Annotated in this window: 17 protein-coding genes; 6 read left to right on the forward strand and 11 right to left on the reverse strand. The window is 52.4% G+C overall.

Going from position 1 to position 15,198, the window contains the following annotated elements; translation table 11 throughout:
* Positions 1-204: 204 nt before the first annotated feature.
* Positions 205-1,257 (forward strand): class I fructose-bisphosphate aldolase, encoded by a 1,053-nt coding sequence (gene fbaB / locus ICA20_RS08980; RefSeq protein ID WP_038641899.1) that lies wholly within the window; start codon positions 205-207, stop codon positions 1,255-1,257.
* Positions 1,258-1,278: 21 nt separating this feature from the next.
* Here fbaB and yegS read toward each other — a convergent pair whose 3' ends face one another.
* The 7 genes from yegS to ICA20_RS09015 form a co-directional block, all read right to left on the reverse strand.
* A complete protein-coding gene (gene yegS, locus ICA20_RS08985) occupies positions 1,279-2,178 on the reverse strand; it encodes a lipid kinase YegS (RefSeq protein ID WP_038641896.1) in 900 nt (299 codons plus the stop codon).
* A 130-nt stretch (positions 2,179-2,308) separates the two neighbouring features.
* A complete protein-coding gene (artJ, locus tag ICA20_RS08990; protein WP_038641893.1) occupies positions 2,309-3,040 on the reverse strand; it encodes an arginine ABC transporter substrate-binding protein ArtJ in 732 nt (243 codons plus the stop codon).
* Between the two features lie 178 nt (positions 3,041-3,218).
* Positions 3,219-3,887, reverse strand: a complete 669-nt coding sequence (gene artM, locus ICA20_RS08995; protein WP_003844364.1) for an arginine ABC transporter permease ArtM — start codon at positions 3,885-3,887, stop codon at positions 3,219-3,221.
* Positions 3,887-4,603 carry an arginine ABC transporter permease ArtQ gene (gene artQ, locus ICA20_RS09000; RefSeq protein WP_038641891.1) on the reverse strand — a complete coding sequence of 239 codons (717 nt, stop codon included), beginning with the start codon at positions 4,601-4,603 and terminating at the stop codon, positions 3,887-3,889. Before artQ ends, artM begins: the two co-directional genes overlap by 1 nt.
* 6 nt (positions 4,604-4,609) lie before the next feature.
* Positions 4,610-5,341 (reverse strand): arginine ABC transporter substrate-binding protein ArtI, encoded by a 732-nt coding sequence (artI, locus tag ICA20_RS09005; protein WP_038641889.1) that lies wholly within the window; start codon positions 5,339-5,341, stop codon positions 4,610-4,612.
* 16 nt (positions 5,342-5,357) lie between these two features.
* On the reverse strand, positions 5,358-6,086 hold the full coding sequence (gene artP, locus ICA20_RS09010; RefSeq protein WP_003027295.1) for an arginine ABC transporter ATP-binding protein ArtP: 729 nt from the start codon (positions 6,084-6,086) through the stop codon (positions 5,358-5,360).
* 353 nt (positions 6,087-6,439) lie between these two features.
* Positions 6,440-6,955: a lipoprotein gene (locus tag ICA20_RS09015; RefSeq protein WP_038641886.1), complete on the reverse strand. Its 516-nt coding sequence runs from the start codon at positions 6,953-6,955 to the stop codon at positions 6,440-6,442.
* A gap of 521 nt (positions 6,956-7,476) precedes the next feature.
* Here ICA20_RS09015 and ICA20_RS09020 point away from each other — a divergent pair.
* From ICA20_RS09020 to ICA20_RS09035, 4 genes are all read left to right on the forward strand, one after another.
* Positions 7,477-7,689: a cold-shock protein gene (locus ICA20_RS09020; RefSeq protein ID WP_038641884.1), complete on the forward strand. Its 213-nt coding sequence runs from the start codon at positions 7,477-7,479 to the stop codon at positions 7,687-7,689.
* Positions 7,690-7,699: 10 nt separating this feature from the next.
* Positions 7,700-7,888 carry a cold-shock protein gene (locus ICA20_RS09025; RefSeq protein ID WP_071888153.1) on the forward strand — a complete coding sequence of 63 codons (189 nt, stop codon included), beginning with the start codon at positions 7,700-7,702 and terminating at the stop codon, positions 7,886-7,888.
* A gap of 205 nt (positions 7,889-8,093) precedes the next feature.
* Entirely contained in the window at positions 8,094-8,417 is a 324-nt protein-coding gene (locus tag ICA20_RS09030) for a heavy metal-binding domain-containing protein (protein ID WP_001160725.1), read from the forward strand.
* Positions 8,414-9,244 (forward strand): N-acetylmuramoyl-L-alanine amidase, encoded by an 831-nt coding sequence (locus tag ICA20_RS09035; RefSeq protein ID WP_038641877.1) that lies wholly within the window; start codon positions 8,414-8,416, stop codon positions 9,242-9,244. Before ICA20_RS09030 ends, ICA20_RS09035 begins: the two co-directional genes overlap by 4 nt.
* On the opposite strand, the gene ICA20_RS09040 is transcribed toward ICA20_RS09035, so the two are convergent.
* From ICA20_RS09040 to poxB, 4 genes are all read right to left on the reverse strand, one after another.
* Positions 9,241-10,254 (reverse strand): NAD(P)-dependent oxidoreductase, encoded by a 1,014-nt coding sequence (locus tag ICA20_RS09040; protein ID WP_038641874.1) that lies wholly within the window; start codon positions 10,252-10,254, stop codon positions 9,241-9,243. The genes ICA20_RS09035 and ICA20_RS09040 overlap by 4 nt on opposite strands.
* Before the next feature lie 97 nt (positions 10,255-10,351).
* Positions 10,352-11,782 carry an SDR family oxidoreductase gene (locus ICA20_RS09045; RefSeq protein ID WP_038641871.1) on the reverse strand — a complete coding sequence of 477 codons (1,431 nt, stop codon included), beginning with the start codon at positions 11,780-11,782 and terminating at the stop codon, positions 10,352-10,354.
* 10 nt (positions 11,783-11,792) lie between these two features.
* Complete coding sequence (gene ltaE, locus ICA20_RS09050) at positions 11,793-12,794, reverse strand: low-specificity L-threonine aldolase (RefSeq protein ID WP_038641868.1); 1,002 nt, start codon at positions 12,792-12,794, stop codon at positions 11,793-11,795.
* Between the two features lie 36 nt (positions 12,795-12,830).
* A complete protein-coding gene (gene poxB / locus ICA20_RS09055) occupies positions 12,831-14,549 on the reverse strand; it encodes a ubiquinone-dependent pyruvate dehydrogenase (protein ID WP_038641866.1) in 1,719 nt (572 codons plus the stop codon).
* Positions 14,550-14,702: 153 nt separating this feature from the next.
* Here poxB and ICA20_RS09060 point away from each other — a divergent pair, with 153 nt between their 5' ends.
* Positions 14,703-15,137, forward strand: coding sequence for a DoxX family protein (locus tag ICA20_RS09060; protein ID WP_038641863.1), 435 nt, complete (start codon positions 14,703-14,705; stop codon positions 15,135-15,137).
* Positions 15,138-15,198 lie beyond the last annotated feature (61 nt).

Genomic DNA, 15,198 nt, shown 5'->3' on the forward strand with positions numbered 1-15,198 from the left:
GTAATACCTTTAAAATACCTTTGCGGTCTAAATTTGACCGCCTTAACATTATTTCTTCCTGAATCGTTCCAGCGGAAATCGCTGAAAAGTGCGCTAAAGATGGAAAAAAAGCGCAGTCGGTACCAGGCTTATTGCTGCCCGCAAAAAAGCGGGTCAGGATAATTCACATTCCGATTATTAATCGGAACTTACGGGAGCATAGCTATGACTGATATTGCGCAGTTGCTTGGCAAAGATGCCGACAGCCTTTTACAGCATCGTTGTATGACCATTCCTTCTGACCAACTTTACCTGCCAGGACATGATTACGTTGATCGCGTAATGGTTGATAACAACCGTCCCCCAGCCGTACTGCGTAATATGCAGACGCTGTATAACACGGGGCGCCTGGCTGGAACAGGGTACCTGTCGATTCTTCCGGTGGACCAGGGCGTGGAGCATTCCGCCGGGGCATCGTTTGCGGCTAACCCGTTGTACTTTGATCCAAAGAATATCGTGGAACTGGCAATCGAAGCAGGGTGTAACTGCGTGGCATCGACCTATGGCGTGCTGGCTTCTGTTTCCCGCCGTTACGCGCACCGTATTCCGTTCCTTGTGAAGATTAACCACAACGAAACGCTCAGTTATCCCAATACGTTTGACCAGACGTTATATGCCAGCGTCGAGCAGGCGTTCAATATGGGCGCGGTGGCGGTCGGGGCGACTATCTATTTCGGTTCTGAGGAGTCTCGACGTCAGATTGAAGAGATTTCCGCCGCGTTTGAGCGTGCCCATGAGCTGGGTATGGTCACCGTACTGTGGGCTTATCTGCGTAACTCCGCGTTTAAGAAAGACGGGGTGGATTATCATGTCTCCGCCGATCTCACTGGTCAGGCTAACCATCTGGCCGCCACCATTGGGGCGGATATCGTGAAGCAGAAAATGGCGGAAAATAACGGCGGATACAAAGCCGTTAACTTTGGCTACACCGACGATCGCGTCTACAACAAGCTGACCAGCGACAACCCGATTGACCTGGTACGTTATCAGTTGGCGAACTGCTATATGGGGCGCGCCGGATTAATTAACTCTGGCGGCGCTGCCGGTGGAGAAACCGATCTGAGCGATGCGGTACGTACGGCAGTCATTAATAAACGCGCTGGCGGTATGGGGCTGATCCTTGGACGCAAAGCATTCAAGAAAACCATGGCCGACGGCGTTAAGCTGATTAACGCCGTGCAGGATGTTTATCTGGACAGCAAAGTCACCATTGCCTGATTGCGGCGGGGTGCCGTTTTGTTAGCGCAACAACGGGCAACCCGGCGGCAATCTGCAACGTAGCGCCGCGGGCAGGATTTCAATATGAAACTCCTGTCCGCTGAGCGGTTCGCCATCAAGATTAAAGGTAATTTCGTGTGGGGCGCGGATATCAAACCACGATGAAGCGCCATCAATGATATTAGGGTTGTCTTCGGATTGCGTTAACGCTGAAAGCAGCCCGGGCAGCAACTCCTCGCCGGTAAAAATGCGCAGTTGCAGCAATCCGTCGTTAATCAGCGCCGTCGGGCAAAGCTGTTGTCCACCACCGGCCTGGCGGCCATTACCAATCCCAATCACCAGCGCTTTGCCCTGCCAGTGAAAGTCTTCTCCACGGATGTCGCAGACGTCGGGTTTGAGCGTATCCATGCGCATTAAACCGTGAATAAAATACGATACGCCGCCCAGCGCGGCTTTGAGTTTTTCTGGCGTTTCGGTGGTGATACGAGTGCCGAAGCCGCCGGTCGCCATGTTGATAAAACAGGTTTTATCATTGACCTGCACCATATCGATCTCTGTCGCATTTCCGGCGATAGCCAGCTTTAACGCTTTATCCAATGCTTCAGGAATACCCACGCTGGTGGCAAAGTCATTCGCCGTTCCCAACGGTAAAATACCCAGGGCGGGAACATTGCCGCCCTGCGACTGGATTAGCGCTGTCGAGACTTCGTTGATCGTGCCATCGCCGCCGCCGGCAATCACCGTTGCAACGCCTAATCGACGCGCTTCATCAACGTAACGTTGAGCGTCGCCTTTTTCCCAGGTGACGCGTACATGAATTTCCACGCCCTCATCGCGAAGCTGCGCAATAGTTTCACGCAGAGGGAGATTATCAGCACTTTTTCCATTGAGGATCAGCAAGCTGGCAGGAAACGCTATCATCCTTATGCCTCATTCTTTATCGTTTTAATTAGTGTATGCCATGAATGCATTTCTGGCGTAAGAACTGACTGAAAGCGCAGGCGAAGAGATAAAAAAAGCCGCGGTTGCGGCTTTTCAGATTGAGCGAAAATTACTGCGGGAACCACTGATCGCTGATTTTTTGGTAGGTGCCGTCCGCTTTGATGGCGGCCAGTGCGTTATTCAGTTTTTCCAGCAGGGCTTTGTTATCCGGGCGAACCGCAATGCCAAGACCGGTACCGAAGTATTGTGGGTCGGTCACTTTGTCGGTAGCCACGCCTAACTGTGGGTTAGTTTTCAGCCACTCGTTAACGACGGCGGTATCGCCAAATACGCCATCAATACGGCCATTTTTCAGGTCGATAATCGCATTCTGATAGCTATCATAGGCCACGGTTTTCACTTCAGGATGTTTGTCCTGCAGGTATTTCTGGTGCGTGGTGCCGTTTTCCATACCGATGCGTTTGCCTTTCAGATCGGCAAAGGTTTTATAGACGTCTTTCTTGGCAATAACCAGCGCGGAGTTAGCATAGTAAGGCTGAGTGAACGCAACCTGTTTGCTACGCTCAGGCGTGATATCCATTCCGGAAATCACTGCATCATATTTTTTGAATTTCAGCGCGGGGATCAGGCTGTCGAAAGCATGATTGGTAAAAGTACATTCCGCCTGCATTTGTTTGCACAGCGCCGTTGCCAGGTCAATATCAAAACCGACAATTTTATTGCTCGCGTCCAGCGATTCAAATGGCGGATAAGTCGCTGATACACCAAAGCTAATTTTATCAGCGGCTGAGGCGCCAGCGGCGAAAGTAGCCAGTAATGCGGCCAGTACTAACTTTTTCATGGTGGAACTCCCGTCTGTCAATCTTATGATGATTTACCGTGTCTGCGGCGTGAATTAACAATGCCATTTAATGAATTTATATGCAATAAAAATGATTAAATATTTTATCGATATAAAAAAAGACGGGCGGTTATTAGACTTGCCCGTCTTTTATTTTTCGCTTTATGCAGTTATCGGCTTAATTCCGGTGTTCAAACGCCAGCGCTTTACGTTCGATTAAGCGCATCATCAGCGTCAGCAAACCGTTGACGATCAGGTAAATCACGCCCGCCGCGCCGAAGACCATGACGTCATAAGTGCGACCATACAGCAGTTGGCTGTAGCCCATGACTTCCATCAGCGTGATAGTGTAAGCCAGTGAGGTACTTTTAAACACCAGCACCACTTCGTTGGAATACGAGGAGAGGGCGCGTTTAAAGGCGTATGGCAACAGAATCGCCAGCGTATCCTTTTTGCTCATCCCTAATGCACCGCATGACTGCCACTGGCCTTCCGGGATGGCGCGGATAGCGCCGTAGAACAGCTGCGTGGTGTAAGCTGCACTGTTTAACGACAGCGCAATTAACGCGCACAGCCACGGTTCGGAGAGCAGATGCCACAGTACCGGATATTCCTGCAGCGTCGGGAACTGTCCTGGCCCGTAGTAGATCAGGAAGATTTGCACCAGCAACGGCGTACCGGTAAACAGCGTGATATAGGCGCGGACCAACCAGACCAGTACCGGCGTTTTTAGCGTCAGGATGACGGTAAAAATCAGCGCCAGCACCAGAGCAACCACGATGGAGGCGACCGTCAGCGTCAGGCTGGTATGCAGCCCTTTCAACAATTCAGGTAAATACTCAAGCATCAGCCTGGTCTCCGCTCAAAACGTGTCGCGCGCAGGTCAATGCGTTTGAGAATGTACTGACTCACCAGCGTAATCACCAGGTAAATAGCCGCCGCCACAATGTACCAGGTAAATGGCTCCTGGGTACGCGTGGCAATGCTTTTGGTTTGCAGCATCAGATCGTTCACGCTGATCAGGCTGACCAGCGCGGTATCTTTCAGCAATACCAGCCACTGGTTACCCAGCCCCGGCAGAGCGTGACGCCACATCTGCGGCATCACCAGACGAAAGAAGATCGCGGCTTTAGACAAACCCAACGCCTGACCGGATTCCCATTGTCCGAGCGGCACGGCCTTCAGCGCGCCACGCAGCGTTTGCGACGCATAGGCTGCGTACAGCAAAGACAGCGCAATCACACCGCACAGGAACGGGCTGACGTCGAAGTTTTCGATCTGCATCTGTACCGGGATTTCTACAAACCCGAGATTAATCGTAAAACCATCGGCCAGCGTCAGCAGCAGTTGCGAGGAGCCGAAATAGATAAACAGAACCACCAGAATTTCTGGTAACCCGCGCAGAATGGTGACCAGCGCAGAACCTGCCCATGCCACTGGACGCCATTTTACGGACTCCCAGACGGCAAAAAACATGGCGAGCGCAAGGCCGATGATCAGCGCACAAACCGCAAGGCCGACGGTCATCCCGGCGGCGCTTGCTAACGGAAAAAATTCATTCATCAAATATTACTTCTGGAACCATTTGTTGTAGATGGTCTCGTAAGTCCCATCTTTCTTCACTTTTTCTAGCGCAGTGTTAAATTTCTGCTGCAGCTCAGTGTTGCCCTGACGCACCGCGATGCCCAGACCTGTACCGAAGTAATCTTTATCCGTCACTTTGTCACCAACAGCGGCCAGTTTTGGATTGTCTTTCAGCCATTCGGTTACCACTGCGGTATCACCGAAGACGCCGTCAATGCGACCGTTTTGCAGATCGAGCTTGGCATTCTGGTAGCTGTCATACGGTACGGTGGTCACTTCCGGATGCTTATCCATGATGAATTTCTGGTGCGTCGTCCCGTTTTGTACGCCAACTTTTTTGCCTTTCAGCTGATCAATGCTGGTGTATTTACCCTGCTGGCCAACAAACAGCGCAGAGTTGTCGTAGTAAGGGGTGGTAAACAGGACCTGTTTTTCACGCTCAGGCGTGATGTCCATACCGGCCATCACCGCGTCAAAACGACGGAATTTCAGGCTCGGGATCAGGCTGTCGAATGCCTGATTGGTAAACGTACAGGTAGCATCGATCTCTTTACACAGCGCGTTCGCCAGATCAACGTCAAAACCGACGATCTTGTTATTCGCATCGATAGATTCAAACGGAGGATAAGACGCTTCGGTGGCGAAACGAATGGTTTGGGCTGCGGTAGCGGAAAGGCTAAAACCTGCGATTAGCGCGGCAATCAGAACTTTTTTCATTGTATTGTCCCGAATCTTAGTGAGAAAGATAGTTTTTAAACGCTTCGGTTTGCGGGTTGGCAAAGCAGCTCGCATCCCCAAACTCGACGATATGACCGTTTTCCATATACACCACACGACTGGCCGTTTTACGAGCAACTTCCACTTCGTGGGTGACGATCACCTGAGTAATGTTGGTTTCCGCCAGCTCACGAATGATGCTGACGATTTGCGCGGTAATTTCCGGATCAAGCGCGGCGGTCGGTTCATCAAACAGCAGCACCTGCGGTTCCATCATCAACGCGCGGGCAATGGCTACACGCTGCTGCTGGCCGCCGGAGAGATGCAACGGATAACGATCGCTGTAGGGCTTCAGACGCAGACGTTCGAGCAGTTTCTCGGCGCGCGCCATTGCTTGCTCTTTTGTCAGACCGAGCACACGGCAGGGCGCTTCAATCAGATTCTGCACAACCGTGAGGTGCGGCCAAAGATTATATTGCTGAAAAACCATACCCACGTTCTGGCGCAGATCGCGAATAGCTTTATCTGACGGTGTTTTCGTGAAGTCGAAACGGTTACCCGCAATAGAGAGCGTGCCCGAGCGCGGCATCTCAAGCAGGTTGAGTACACGCAGTAGCGAGCTTTTCCCGGCTCCACTAGGGCCAAGTAACACCAGTGTTTCACCCTGAGGGCAATCCAGCGTGATATCGAACAGCGCCTGATGTGCGCCGTAGAAGCAGTTAATGCCGTTTAATTGAATACTCATTGATTCTCGTATGCTGGCAGTCTGATAGCTATACACTTCATCCTTCAAGCTGCCTCTTTGTTGGCTGCATTCATTCACTCCAGTCACGTACTATTCGTACGCTCCTGGAGATTCATTCACTTGCCGCCTCGACGCATCATGAATGATTTTGTGTATATTGAAGCCGCAGATACTACCTTTGACAGAATAGTTATGCAATATTTATGCGTTAAAAGTTAAATGCAAACCGCATTCTTATCTAAACATAGCACAAAATAGCGGGGCCACCAGCGGGCAAGAATAATTGTCGGCATTCTATGCAGAATGCCAGACAATTTATGGGGTTTATGAAACAGGCGGGTGAATGGGGGCGACTAGCGGTTTTCCACAGACTGGCGCAGCGTCCCGGCTGGCGCGTGTACGCTGCCGCCCAGATAGCGGACGTCGTCTACTACCCAGCACTGGCCTTCGCGGATCATCAGCACTTCGTCACGCCAGCTTTGGTCACCCTGTTTCAGCTCTACGCGCAGCGGAATGTTGCGTGCATCACTATTCGGAATAGTCGATGCGCTGGCGACGCTGGCGCTATCCGGTAACGTAGAGCGGCTGGAGAACGGATCGCTGTTAAACAGATCGCGATGCGCGTTATCACGGCTGGCATCGGTCAGCAGTTTAGCCAGATTGTCGCTGAGGTATGGACGAAGGGGGGTAATGTCATTGTTTCGATGCTGAATACGGTAATCATAGAATTGTTGAGCCACGCTGTCTGGCCCGCCTTCTACGCATGCACCGCTCCGCGTGCCGTTATCTTTATAGGCCGGAGTCACGGTAGTACAGGCGCTGAGAAGTAGTGCACATGGAACCAGCAGAGAGAGTTTCGAGTAGCGCATAATGATTTCCTTATAAGCTTCCTACTAATGGTGTTCTATGATGAACAATTCTGTCTCGTTAAAGATTGTATGATCGATTAACACATTGTTTTTGCTAAAGCAAATTCGCGGGCACCCCACATGAAGCAGGTTGGTGGCGCTCGTTGCCAGCTTCAGCTTCAGTATATCAACCTGCAACGGGGCGTTGGCGGCCATTCATGCTTCTTATACTGTATAGACCATCTGAGCATTTGCATGTTCCATTTGCCGCGCTTTGCGCCTGGGCAAACAAAACTCGTGCCGCGTTGTTGGCTATAAGGGACTCCGGACGGCTAAAATAAGAGTTGCTTAATCTCAGTGCCCGTGCGTTAATGATCTGGTCGGTTTGAATAACAGACGATATAAAAAGTAGTTTACTCAAGCAGTTCTCATTTTCAGGTGTAATCCATTTATCCCCTCTTTGAGTCTCTTCATTAAGCACTACGAAGTTTCTGTCATAAAAACCATGCTTGCCGAAAGGCTCAAATTAAGGAATAAAATATATGTCTACTAAAATGACTGGTTTAGTTAAATGGTTCAATCCTGAAAAAGGTTTTGGCTTCATCACGCCTGCAGATGGCAGCAAAGATGTCTTTGTCCATTTTTCAGCGATTCAAGGTAATGATTTCAAGACGCTGAATGAAAACCAGAAAGTTGAATTCGGTGTGGAGCAGGGGCCTAAAGGTCCATCCGCAGTTAATGTTGTGGCGCTGTAAGGTAACTATTATGACTAATCATATTCACTTTCGCTGCCCATGTTGCCATGGTTCCCAATACAGAACATCAACCTTTGATGTTACTGAAGGAAATCCATTCGGGGCAAAATGTATTTTTTGTAAATCTAAAATGATTACATTCGATAACGTCGCAATGTACATTCAGTCCGGTCAGACACCATTAGATTTCAGAAAATAATAACTTCAGGCCCCCAGTATCAGGGGCCTTTTTTATTTCTGGCGGAATGCCGGTCAAATAAAAATAAATAAAACGCGCCACCTGAAACCGCTACACATCGACACGGATAGCAGTTTTATTTGGCGGGTTCTCCTTTGAGTGTCATAGTATATTGGTTTGAAAACGTTGTTAAGGCAGCGTTGTTAGCACAAAAAGGAGATTAACCATGCAGTTTTCAACTACCCCTACGCTTGAAGGGCAGAGCATCGTGGAATACTGCGGTGTGGTGACGGGTGAAGCCATTTTAGGCGCGAATATCTTCCGCGATTTCTTCGCCGGCATTCGCGATATTGTCGGCGGCCGCTCCGGCGCGTATGAAAAAGAGTTGCGTAAAGCGCGCGAAATTGCTTTTCAGGAGCTGGGTGAACAGGCGAAAGCGCTGGGTGCTGATGCGGTCGTCGGTATCGACATTGATTACGAAACCGTGGGTAAAGATGGCAGCATGTTGATGGTGAGCGTCAGCGGTACTGCGGTGAAAACTCGCCGATGAAGCGTCTGTTGTGGCTGCTGGCATTGACGCTGCTGCTGGCGGGCTGCGCTGGCCAAAAAGGGATTGTCGATAAAGACGGATATCAGTTAGATACCCGCCGTCAGGCGCAGGCCGCTTATCCGCGCATCAAAGTGCTGGTTATCCATTACACGGCTGATGATTTTGACGCTTCTCTGGCTACGCTGACCGATAAAAACGTCAGTTCGCACTATCTGATCCCGGCTGTGCCGCCGCTTTATCACGGCAAGCCGCGTATCTGGCAACTGGTGCCGGAAAACGATCTGGCCTGGCATGCCGGGATTAGCTTCTGGCGCGGCGCGACGCGGATTAACGATACCTCGATTGGCATTGAGCTGGAAAACCGCGGCTGGCAAAAATCGGCGGGAACGAAATATTTTGCCCCGTTTGAGCCAGCGCAGATTCAGGCGTTGATCCCACTGGCGAAGGACATTATTGCTCGCTACGACATCAAGCCGCAAAACGTGGTGGCTCATGCGGACGTCGCACCGCAGCGTAAGGACGATCCTGGCCCATTGTTTCCATGGAAACAGCTGGCTGCACAGGGAATCGGCGCATGGCCTGATGCTCAGCGCGTGGCGTTTTATCTCAACGGGAGAGCGCCGTCTACACCGGTAGACACTGCATCGTTACTCGATCTGCTGTCGCGCTATGGTTATGAGGTGAAACCCGAAATGACGCCGCGTGAACAGCAGCGAGTGATTATGGCATTCCAGATGCACTTCCGCCCGACGTTGTGGAACGGCGTGGCGGATGCAGAAACGCAGGCGATTGCGGAGGCCTTGCTGGAGAAATACGGGCAGGGTTAACGCGGCAGCTTACCGTGGTCGCGCAGCCAGGCCGCGGTACGCTCAATCCCTTCATCCAGCGTGACGATGGGCTGGTAACCTAACTCTTCCTGAGCGCGGGTGGTATCCAGCGTAAAGTCAAAATTCAGCTTCGAGACGCCGTAGTGCGTAAGCTTTGGCTCTTTCGCCGATTTATTGCCCAGACGCTCCATGCTGCGAGCAATCATGTCCAGCATCGGGTAGGGCACCGAGCGGATTCGGCAATCAATATTCAACTCGTCGATCAGCTTCTGCACGATACTGCGCAGCGTTCGATGCTCGCCGTTAGTAATGTTGTATGCGCGGCCTGACGGCAGGTTATCGCAAGCTTCCTGGCTTACCAGCCACATTGCGTGTACCGCGTTCTCATAATAGGTCATATCCACCAACGCACTTCCACCGTGCGGCAACAGGATGCTGCCGTAGTGGTACATCATGTGGGCCAGACGGGGGATAAAAACTTTATCGTGAGGTCCGAACAGACTTTGTGGACGCAATACCGTGAAGCGGGTCTGCGGGTTAGCCTGCGCGAGCAGCGCAATCACATCTTCACCAGCCGCTTTACTGCGGGCGAATTCATTGGCGAAGCGATGTGGTCGGAAGTCCTCTTTGATATCCCGATGATGGTGATAGTCAAAATAGAGTGACGGAGAGGAGATATGGATAAAGTTACGTACGCCCCAGGCAACGGCCCATTCGCCCAGACGGCGGGTAGCACGAACGTTGGCCAGATCGAAGGCTTCCTGCGTTCCCCACGGCGAGGTAAAACTGGAGCAGTGCCACAGCGTGTCGATACCTGCGAGCATGACCTTTGCCTGCGAAGAGACCAGTTCGGTCAAATCCGCATGCACAAATTCTGCGCCCATTTTCTCCAGCAGCTTGCCCATCGCTTCGTTGCGACCGGTGGCTCTGACGCTGACGCCTTTGCTGCATAGAAACTCAACCGCATTTCGGCCCAAGCCGCTGGTGGCTCCGGTAACCAGTACCTTCATATCAATCCACTGTGTTTAAAAAACATCGTGCGCATTCTTCCGTGAAATACGCCTGTATGCAATGGGAAACGTGAAAGAATACAGTCTCTTTTTGTCATTAGTCTGTGATTTGTTCTGCAAGTTTGGCGATACGCTTTGCCATCCCTCTGAAAATGAACAGATGGGCCGGGATCATCAACAACCAGTAGAAGAGACCGGGCATGCCGTGCGGATGCCACCAGGCGCGTACATCGATGCGCCGATGATCGCCTTTATCTTCCAGTGTAAAGCTTAAACGGCCTAATCCCGGCGCTTTCATGCCAAACAGCAGTGTGAGCTGTTTTTCTGGCTCAACGATGATCACTTTCCAGCTATCCACGGCATCGCCAACCTGCAACAACGGGTTTTCCGGGCGCCCTTTTGCCAGCTTATGGCCGACCAGCAGATCCAGCGCGGCGCGCGTCTTCCACAAAAAATTGCCAAAGAAATAGCCCTCTCTCCCGCCGAGTCGGTTCACCACCTGCCACAGCGCTTTCAGACTGGCGGAGGTGTCGACGCTAAAGCCAGCCTGTTTGGCAAAATAGCCATATTCGGGACGCCAACGGGCGAATGCCTGAGCGTCATACCCCCAGTCGCTGGAGTTAACCAGCTTCTCTTCTTCTTTCAGCGTGCTGCGCACTGCGTCATCAAAGGCGATCAGCTTTTGTGGGATCAGCGCGCGTAGCTCAGCGTCATCGGCCAGCAGGTCATGCTTTAAGCCTTGTATCAGCGCCTTTGCCGTAGTGGGCGGTACCGACGTAATAACATTCAAAAACCACACCGAAATCCAACTGGTCGGAAACGGGATAGGGATCAACAAGCGGTGTTTGCCGCTGACGGCCATGAAATGCTCGAACTGTTCCTGATAGCTTAATATCTGCGGCCCTGCGGCTTCGAGTACGCGGTGATGGCTTGTGGGATGGTCCAACAGCGCCACCAGATAGTACATCAAATTTTCCAGCGCGATGGGCGTGGTACGCGAACGTACCCAGCGCGGAGGCGTAAGTACCGGCAGGTTGTAGACCATATCGCGCATCACTTCAAAAGCGGCGGAACCCGCCCCGACGATAATGCCTGCCCGTAATTCGGTCATCGGCACGCCTGCTTCGCGCAGGATGTCTGCGGTTATCTGCCGCGCACGCAGATGATCGGATTGTTCATGTCGCGGAGCCTGTAATGAGCTCAGGAAAATAAGCTGTTTGACGGGGATGCTACGTAGCGCATCACGCACGTTCATCGCGACCTGGCGCTCATGAGCGATAAAATCACCGCCTTCGCCCATGCCATGGACCAGGTAATAAACCGTATCAACATCCGTCAGCAGCGGCGTCAGGTTATCAGGCCAGGTTAAGTCGACTTTGTGGCAACTGACGTTGGCCAGTTGCAGTTTTTCCAGCCGTTCAATCCGGCGTGCCGCAGCCAGCACCTGGTGCCCTTGCTGACTGAGCGCCTGTACCAGATGCTGACCAATGTAGCCACTGGCGCCAAGAACCAAAATCCGTTGCGGCACGCCTATCTCCTTAGCGAGTTAAAAAAGCGCGCCAGTGGGCGGCGACTTCAGCAAGTTGTTCACGCGATACGTCCAGATGCATCACCAGGCGTACAATCGGGGAGGCGTTAATCAGTACCCCTTGCGCTTTCATATACTCGCCCAGCGCAGCAGCGTGTTCTTCGCCAACGCGGACAAACAGCATGTTGGTATCGTGACGCATGACATCTGCGCCTGCTTCGCGCAGTTGTTCCGCCATCCAGGCCGCGTTGTCATGGTCTTCCTGTAAACGCGCCACGTTATTTTTCAACGCATACAGTCCGGCCGCCGCCAGAATCCCGGCCTGACGCATTCCGCCTCCGGTCATTTTACGCCAGCGGATGGCGCGTTTAATGTAGTCGTGACTACCGACCAGTAGTGAGCCTACCGGCGTTCCCAGACCTTTGGAGAGACAAATGGTGAACGAGTCGCAGTATTGTGTGATCTCTTTCAGCTCACAGCCGTAAGCGACGACGGCGTTAAAAATACGCGCGCCATCAACGTGCAGGGCCAGATTGCGCTCACGAGTGAATTCCCAGGCATCTTTCAGATACTCGCGTGGCAGCACTTTGCCGTTGTGAGTGTTTTCCAGACTAAGCAGACGTGTGCGGGCAAAATGGATATCATCCGCTTTGATTTTTGCCGCCACTTTGTCCAGCGGTAAGGTGCCATCCGGCGCGGCATCGATAGGCTGCGGCTGAATGCTGCCGAGCACCGCTGCGCCTCCCGCTTCGTAGAGATAGTTATGTGCGCCCTGGCCTGCGATATACTCTTCACCACGCTGGCAGTGGCTGAGCAGTGCAACCAGGTTCGCCTGGGTGCCGGTAGGTAAGAAAATAGCGGCTTCTTTGCCGGAAAGCTCTGCAGCGTATTGCTGGAGAGCGTTAACGGTAGGGTCATCTCCGTATACGTCGTCCCCGACCGGGGCGGCCATCATCTCTTCCAGCATGGCGCGACTCGGCCGGGTTACGGTATCACTGCGTAAATCAATCACGGGCATTCCTTTTTTAGTGAGGTAATGCCCTCTGTTTTACCTGAGCCAGTTCGTTTTCGCCAGTTCCATCACTTCATCACCGCGTCCGCTGATGATTGCGCGCAACATATACAGGCTAAAACCTTTTGCTTGTTCGAGTTTGATCTGCGGCGGGATGGCTAACTCTTCTTTCGCCACCACCACGTCGACCAGCACCGGACCGTCAATCGACATCGCCCTTTGCAGCGCTTCATCGACCTCTGAGGATTTCTCCACACGAATGCCCGTAATGCCGCAGGCTTCGGCAATCCGCGCGAAGTTGGTGTCGTGCAGCTCCGTGCCGTCGGTCAGATAACCGCCAGCCTTCATCTCCATCGCCACAAATCCCAGCACGCTGTTGTTGAAGACGATAATCTTCACCGGCAGCTTCATCTGGACAACCGACAGAAAATCGCCCATCAGCATGCTAAAACCGCCGTCACCGCACATGGCGATGACCTGGCGTCCCGGTTCGGTCGCTTGGGCGCCGAGCGCCTGTGGCATAGCGTTAGCCATCGACCCGTGGTTAAACGACCCGAGAAGGCGGCGTTTGCCGTTCATTTTCAGATAGCGTGCAGCCCAAACCGTCGGGGTACCAACATCGCAGGTAAAGATCGCGTCGTCAGCGGCAAAATGGCTGATCTGCTGCGCCAGATACTGCGGATGAATGGCTTTATCGCTCGGTTTGGCTAAATCATCCAGACCCTTGCGCGCCTCACGATAGTGCTCCAGCGCTTTGTCCAAAAACTTCCGCTCGGTTTTTTCCTCCACCAGCGGCAGCAGGGCGCGGAGAGTGGATTTAATATCGCCCACCAGCGCCATATCAACTTTACTGTGCGCGCCGATGCTCGCCGGATTGATATCAATCTGAATAATTTTGGCGTCGGTGGGGTAGAACGGGCGATAGGGGAACTGGGTGCCGAGCAGGATCAGCGTGTCGGCATTCATCATGGTGTGGAATCCGGATGAAAAGCCAATCAGCCCGGTCATACCGACGTCATACGGGTTATCGTATTCGACGTGTTCTTTACCCCGCAGGGCGTGAACAATCGGCGCTTTGATTTTTGCCGCAAACTCAACCAATTCTTGATGCGCACCGGCACAGCCGCTGCCGCACATCAGGGCGATATTGCTGGAATAACGCAGCAGTTGCGCCAGTTTTTTTATCTCTTCTTCAGCCGGGGTGACGACCGGGAGTGGCGCATGATACCAGTGCGTGCTGGCGCTTTCCGGCGCGGGCTTCAGCGCGACGTCGCCGGGTAATACCACGACTGAGACGCCACGATTTAATACGGCTTTACGCATGGCAATGGCGAGTACCTGCGGGATCTGTTCAGGGCTGGAAACCAGCTCGCAATAGTGGCTACATTCGCGGAACAACTCTTGCGGGTGGGTCTCCTGAAAATAACCGCTGCCGATCTCACTGGAAGGGATATGTGCGGCAATCGCCAGGACTGGAACATGGTTGCGGTGGCAATCAAACAGCCCATTGATCAGGTGCAGGTTCCCTGGTCCACATGAACCGGCACAGACGGCCAGTTCGCCGGTTAGCTGCGCCTCTGCGCCAGCGGCGAAGGCGGCAACTTCTTCATGACGGGTCGGCATCCAGTCAATCGTTCCCATACGATTAAGACTGTCACTAAGACCATTTAATGAATCACCCGTTACGCCCCAAATACGTTTAACGCCAGCTTGTTCGAGGGTTTTAGCAATAAAAGCGGCAACCGTTTGTTTCATGGTTTTCCATCTCCTTTAATGTGATACCGGTTACAAGTTTAGATGAAGATGATAGTTATGCTTCTCATTTCCCCCTTATTTTCGGCAGCTTACATTTCGAGCAGATAACGCGTAGTTTGATATCTGGCATGGTGAAACAAGGAATGAATTCAAATGGTTACTAAACTATTAAATGCAGTTAACCGAACGCTGACTCATGAAGACTTTGGCAAGTTTCTGTTACGCATCGCTGTCGGCGGGCTGATGCTGTTTCATGGCTTACATAAATTGTTCTCCGGTATTGAGGGCATCAGTGGCATGCTGATAGCGAAAGGTTTTCCGGGCTTTATTGCTTACGGCGTTTTGTTGGGGGAGGTCGTTGCGCCTTGCCTGATTATTCTGGGGATCCTGACCCGTCCGGCGGCATTGGGGCTGGCGTTTACGATGGTGGTGGCGTGGCTGATGGTCGGGATGGGCGAAACCTGGTCACTGGACAAAACCGGCGCATGGGCGATCGAGAGTCTGGTGTACTTCTTTATCGGGGCATTGGCTGTCGCGTTTTTAGGGGCGGGGCGTTTCTCGGTGGCAGGAAATTCGGCCTGGCGGTAAAAAAGGCCGGATATGGCGTAAACGCGTTATCCGGCCTGGAGCAGCTACGAAGGAGTATTTT

The organism is Citrobacter sp. C5_2 (genome assembly GCF_014596845.2).
Taxonomy (GTDB): Bacteria; Pseudomonadota; Gammaproteobacteria; order Enterobacterales; family Enterobacteriaceae; genus Citrobacter; species Citrobacter werkmanii.

Excerpts from the sequence above, each read along its gene's own strand:
- fbaB (WP_038641899.1), top strand. The coding sequence starts at position 205 with ATGACTGATATTGCGCAGTTGCTTGGCAAAGATGCCGACAGCCTTTTA.
- yegS (WP_038641896.1), bottom strand. The coding sequence starts at position 2,178 with ATGATAGCGTTTCCTGCCAGCTTGCTGATCCTCAATGGAAAAAGTGCT.
- artJ (WP_038641893.1), bottom strand. The coding sequence starts at position 3,040 with ATGAAAAAGTTAGTACTGGCCGCATTACTGGCTACTTTCGCCGCTGGC.
- artM (WP_003844364.1), bottom strand. The coding sequence starts at position 3,887 with ATGCTTGAGTATTTACCTGAATTGTTGAAAGGGCTGCATACCAGCCTG.
- artQ (WP_038641891.1), bottom strand. The coding sequence starts at position 4,603 with ATGAATGAATTTTTTCCGTTAGCAAGCGCCGCCGGGATGACCGTCGGC.
- artI (WP_038641889.1), bottom strand. The coding sequence starts at position 5,341 with ATGAAAAAAGTTCTGATTGCCGCGCTAATCGCAGGTTTTAGCCTTTCC.
- artP (WP_003027295.1), bottom strand. The coding sequence starts at position 6,086 with ATGAGTATTCAATTAAACGGCATTAACTGCTTCTACGGCGCACATCAG.
- ICA20_RS09015 (WP_038641886.1), bottom strand. The coding sequence starts at position 6,955 with ATGCGCTACTCGAAACTCTCTCTGCTGGTTCCATGTGCACTACTTCTC.
- ICA20_RS09020 (WP_038641884.1), top strand. The coding sequence starts at position 7,477 with ATGTCTACTAAAATGACTGGTTTAGTTAAATGGTTCAATCCTGAAAAA.
- ICA20_RS09025 (WP_071888153.1), top strand. The coding sequence starts at position 7,700 with ATGACTAATCATATTCACTTTCGCTGCCCATGTTGCCATGGTTCCCAA.
- ICA20_RS09030 (WP_001160725.1), top strand. The coding sequence starts at position 8,094 with ATGCAGTTTTCAACTACCCCTACGCTTGAAGGGCAGAGCATCGTGGAA.
- ICA20_RS09035 (WP_038641877.1), top strand. The coding sequence starts at position 8,414 with ATGAAGCGTCTGTTGTGGCTGCTGGCATTGACGCTGCTGCTGGCGGGC.
- ICA20_RS09040 (WP_038641874.1), bottom strand. The coding sequence starts at position 10,254 with ATGAAGGTACTGGTTACCGGAGCCACCAGCGGCTTGGGCCGAAATGCG.
- poxB (WP_038641866.1), bottom strand. The coding sequence starts at position 14,549 with ATGAAACAAACGGTTGCCGCTTTTATTGCTAAAACCCTCGAACAAGCT.
- ICA20_RS09060 (WP_038641863.1), top strand. The coding sequence starts at position 14,703 with ATGGTTACTAAACTATTAAATGCAGTTAACCGAACGCTGACTCATGAA.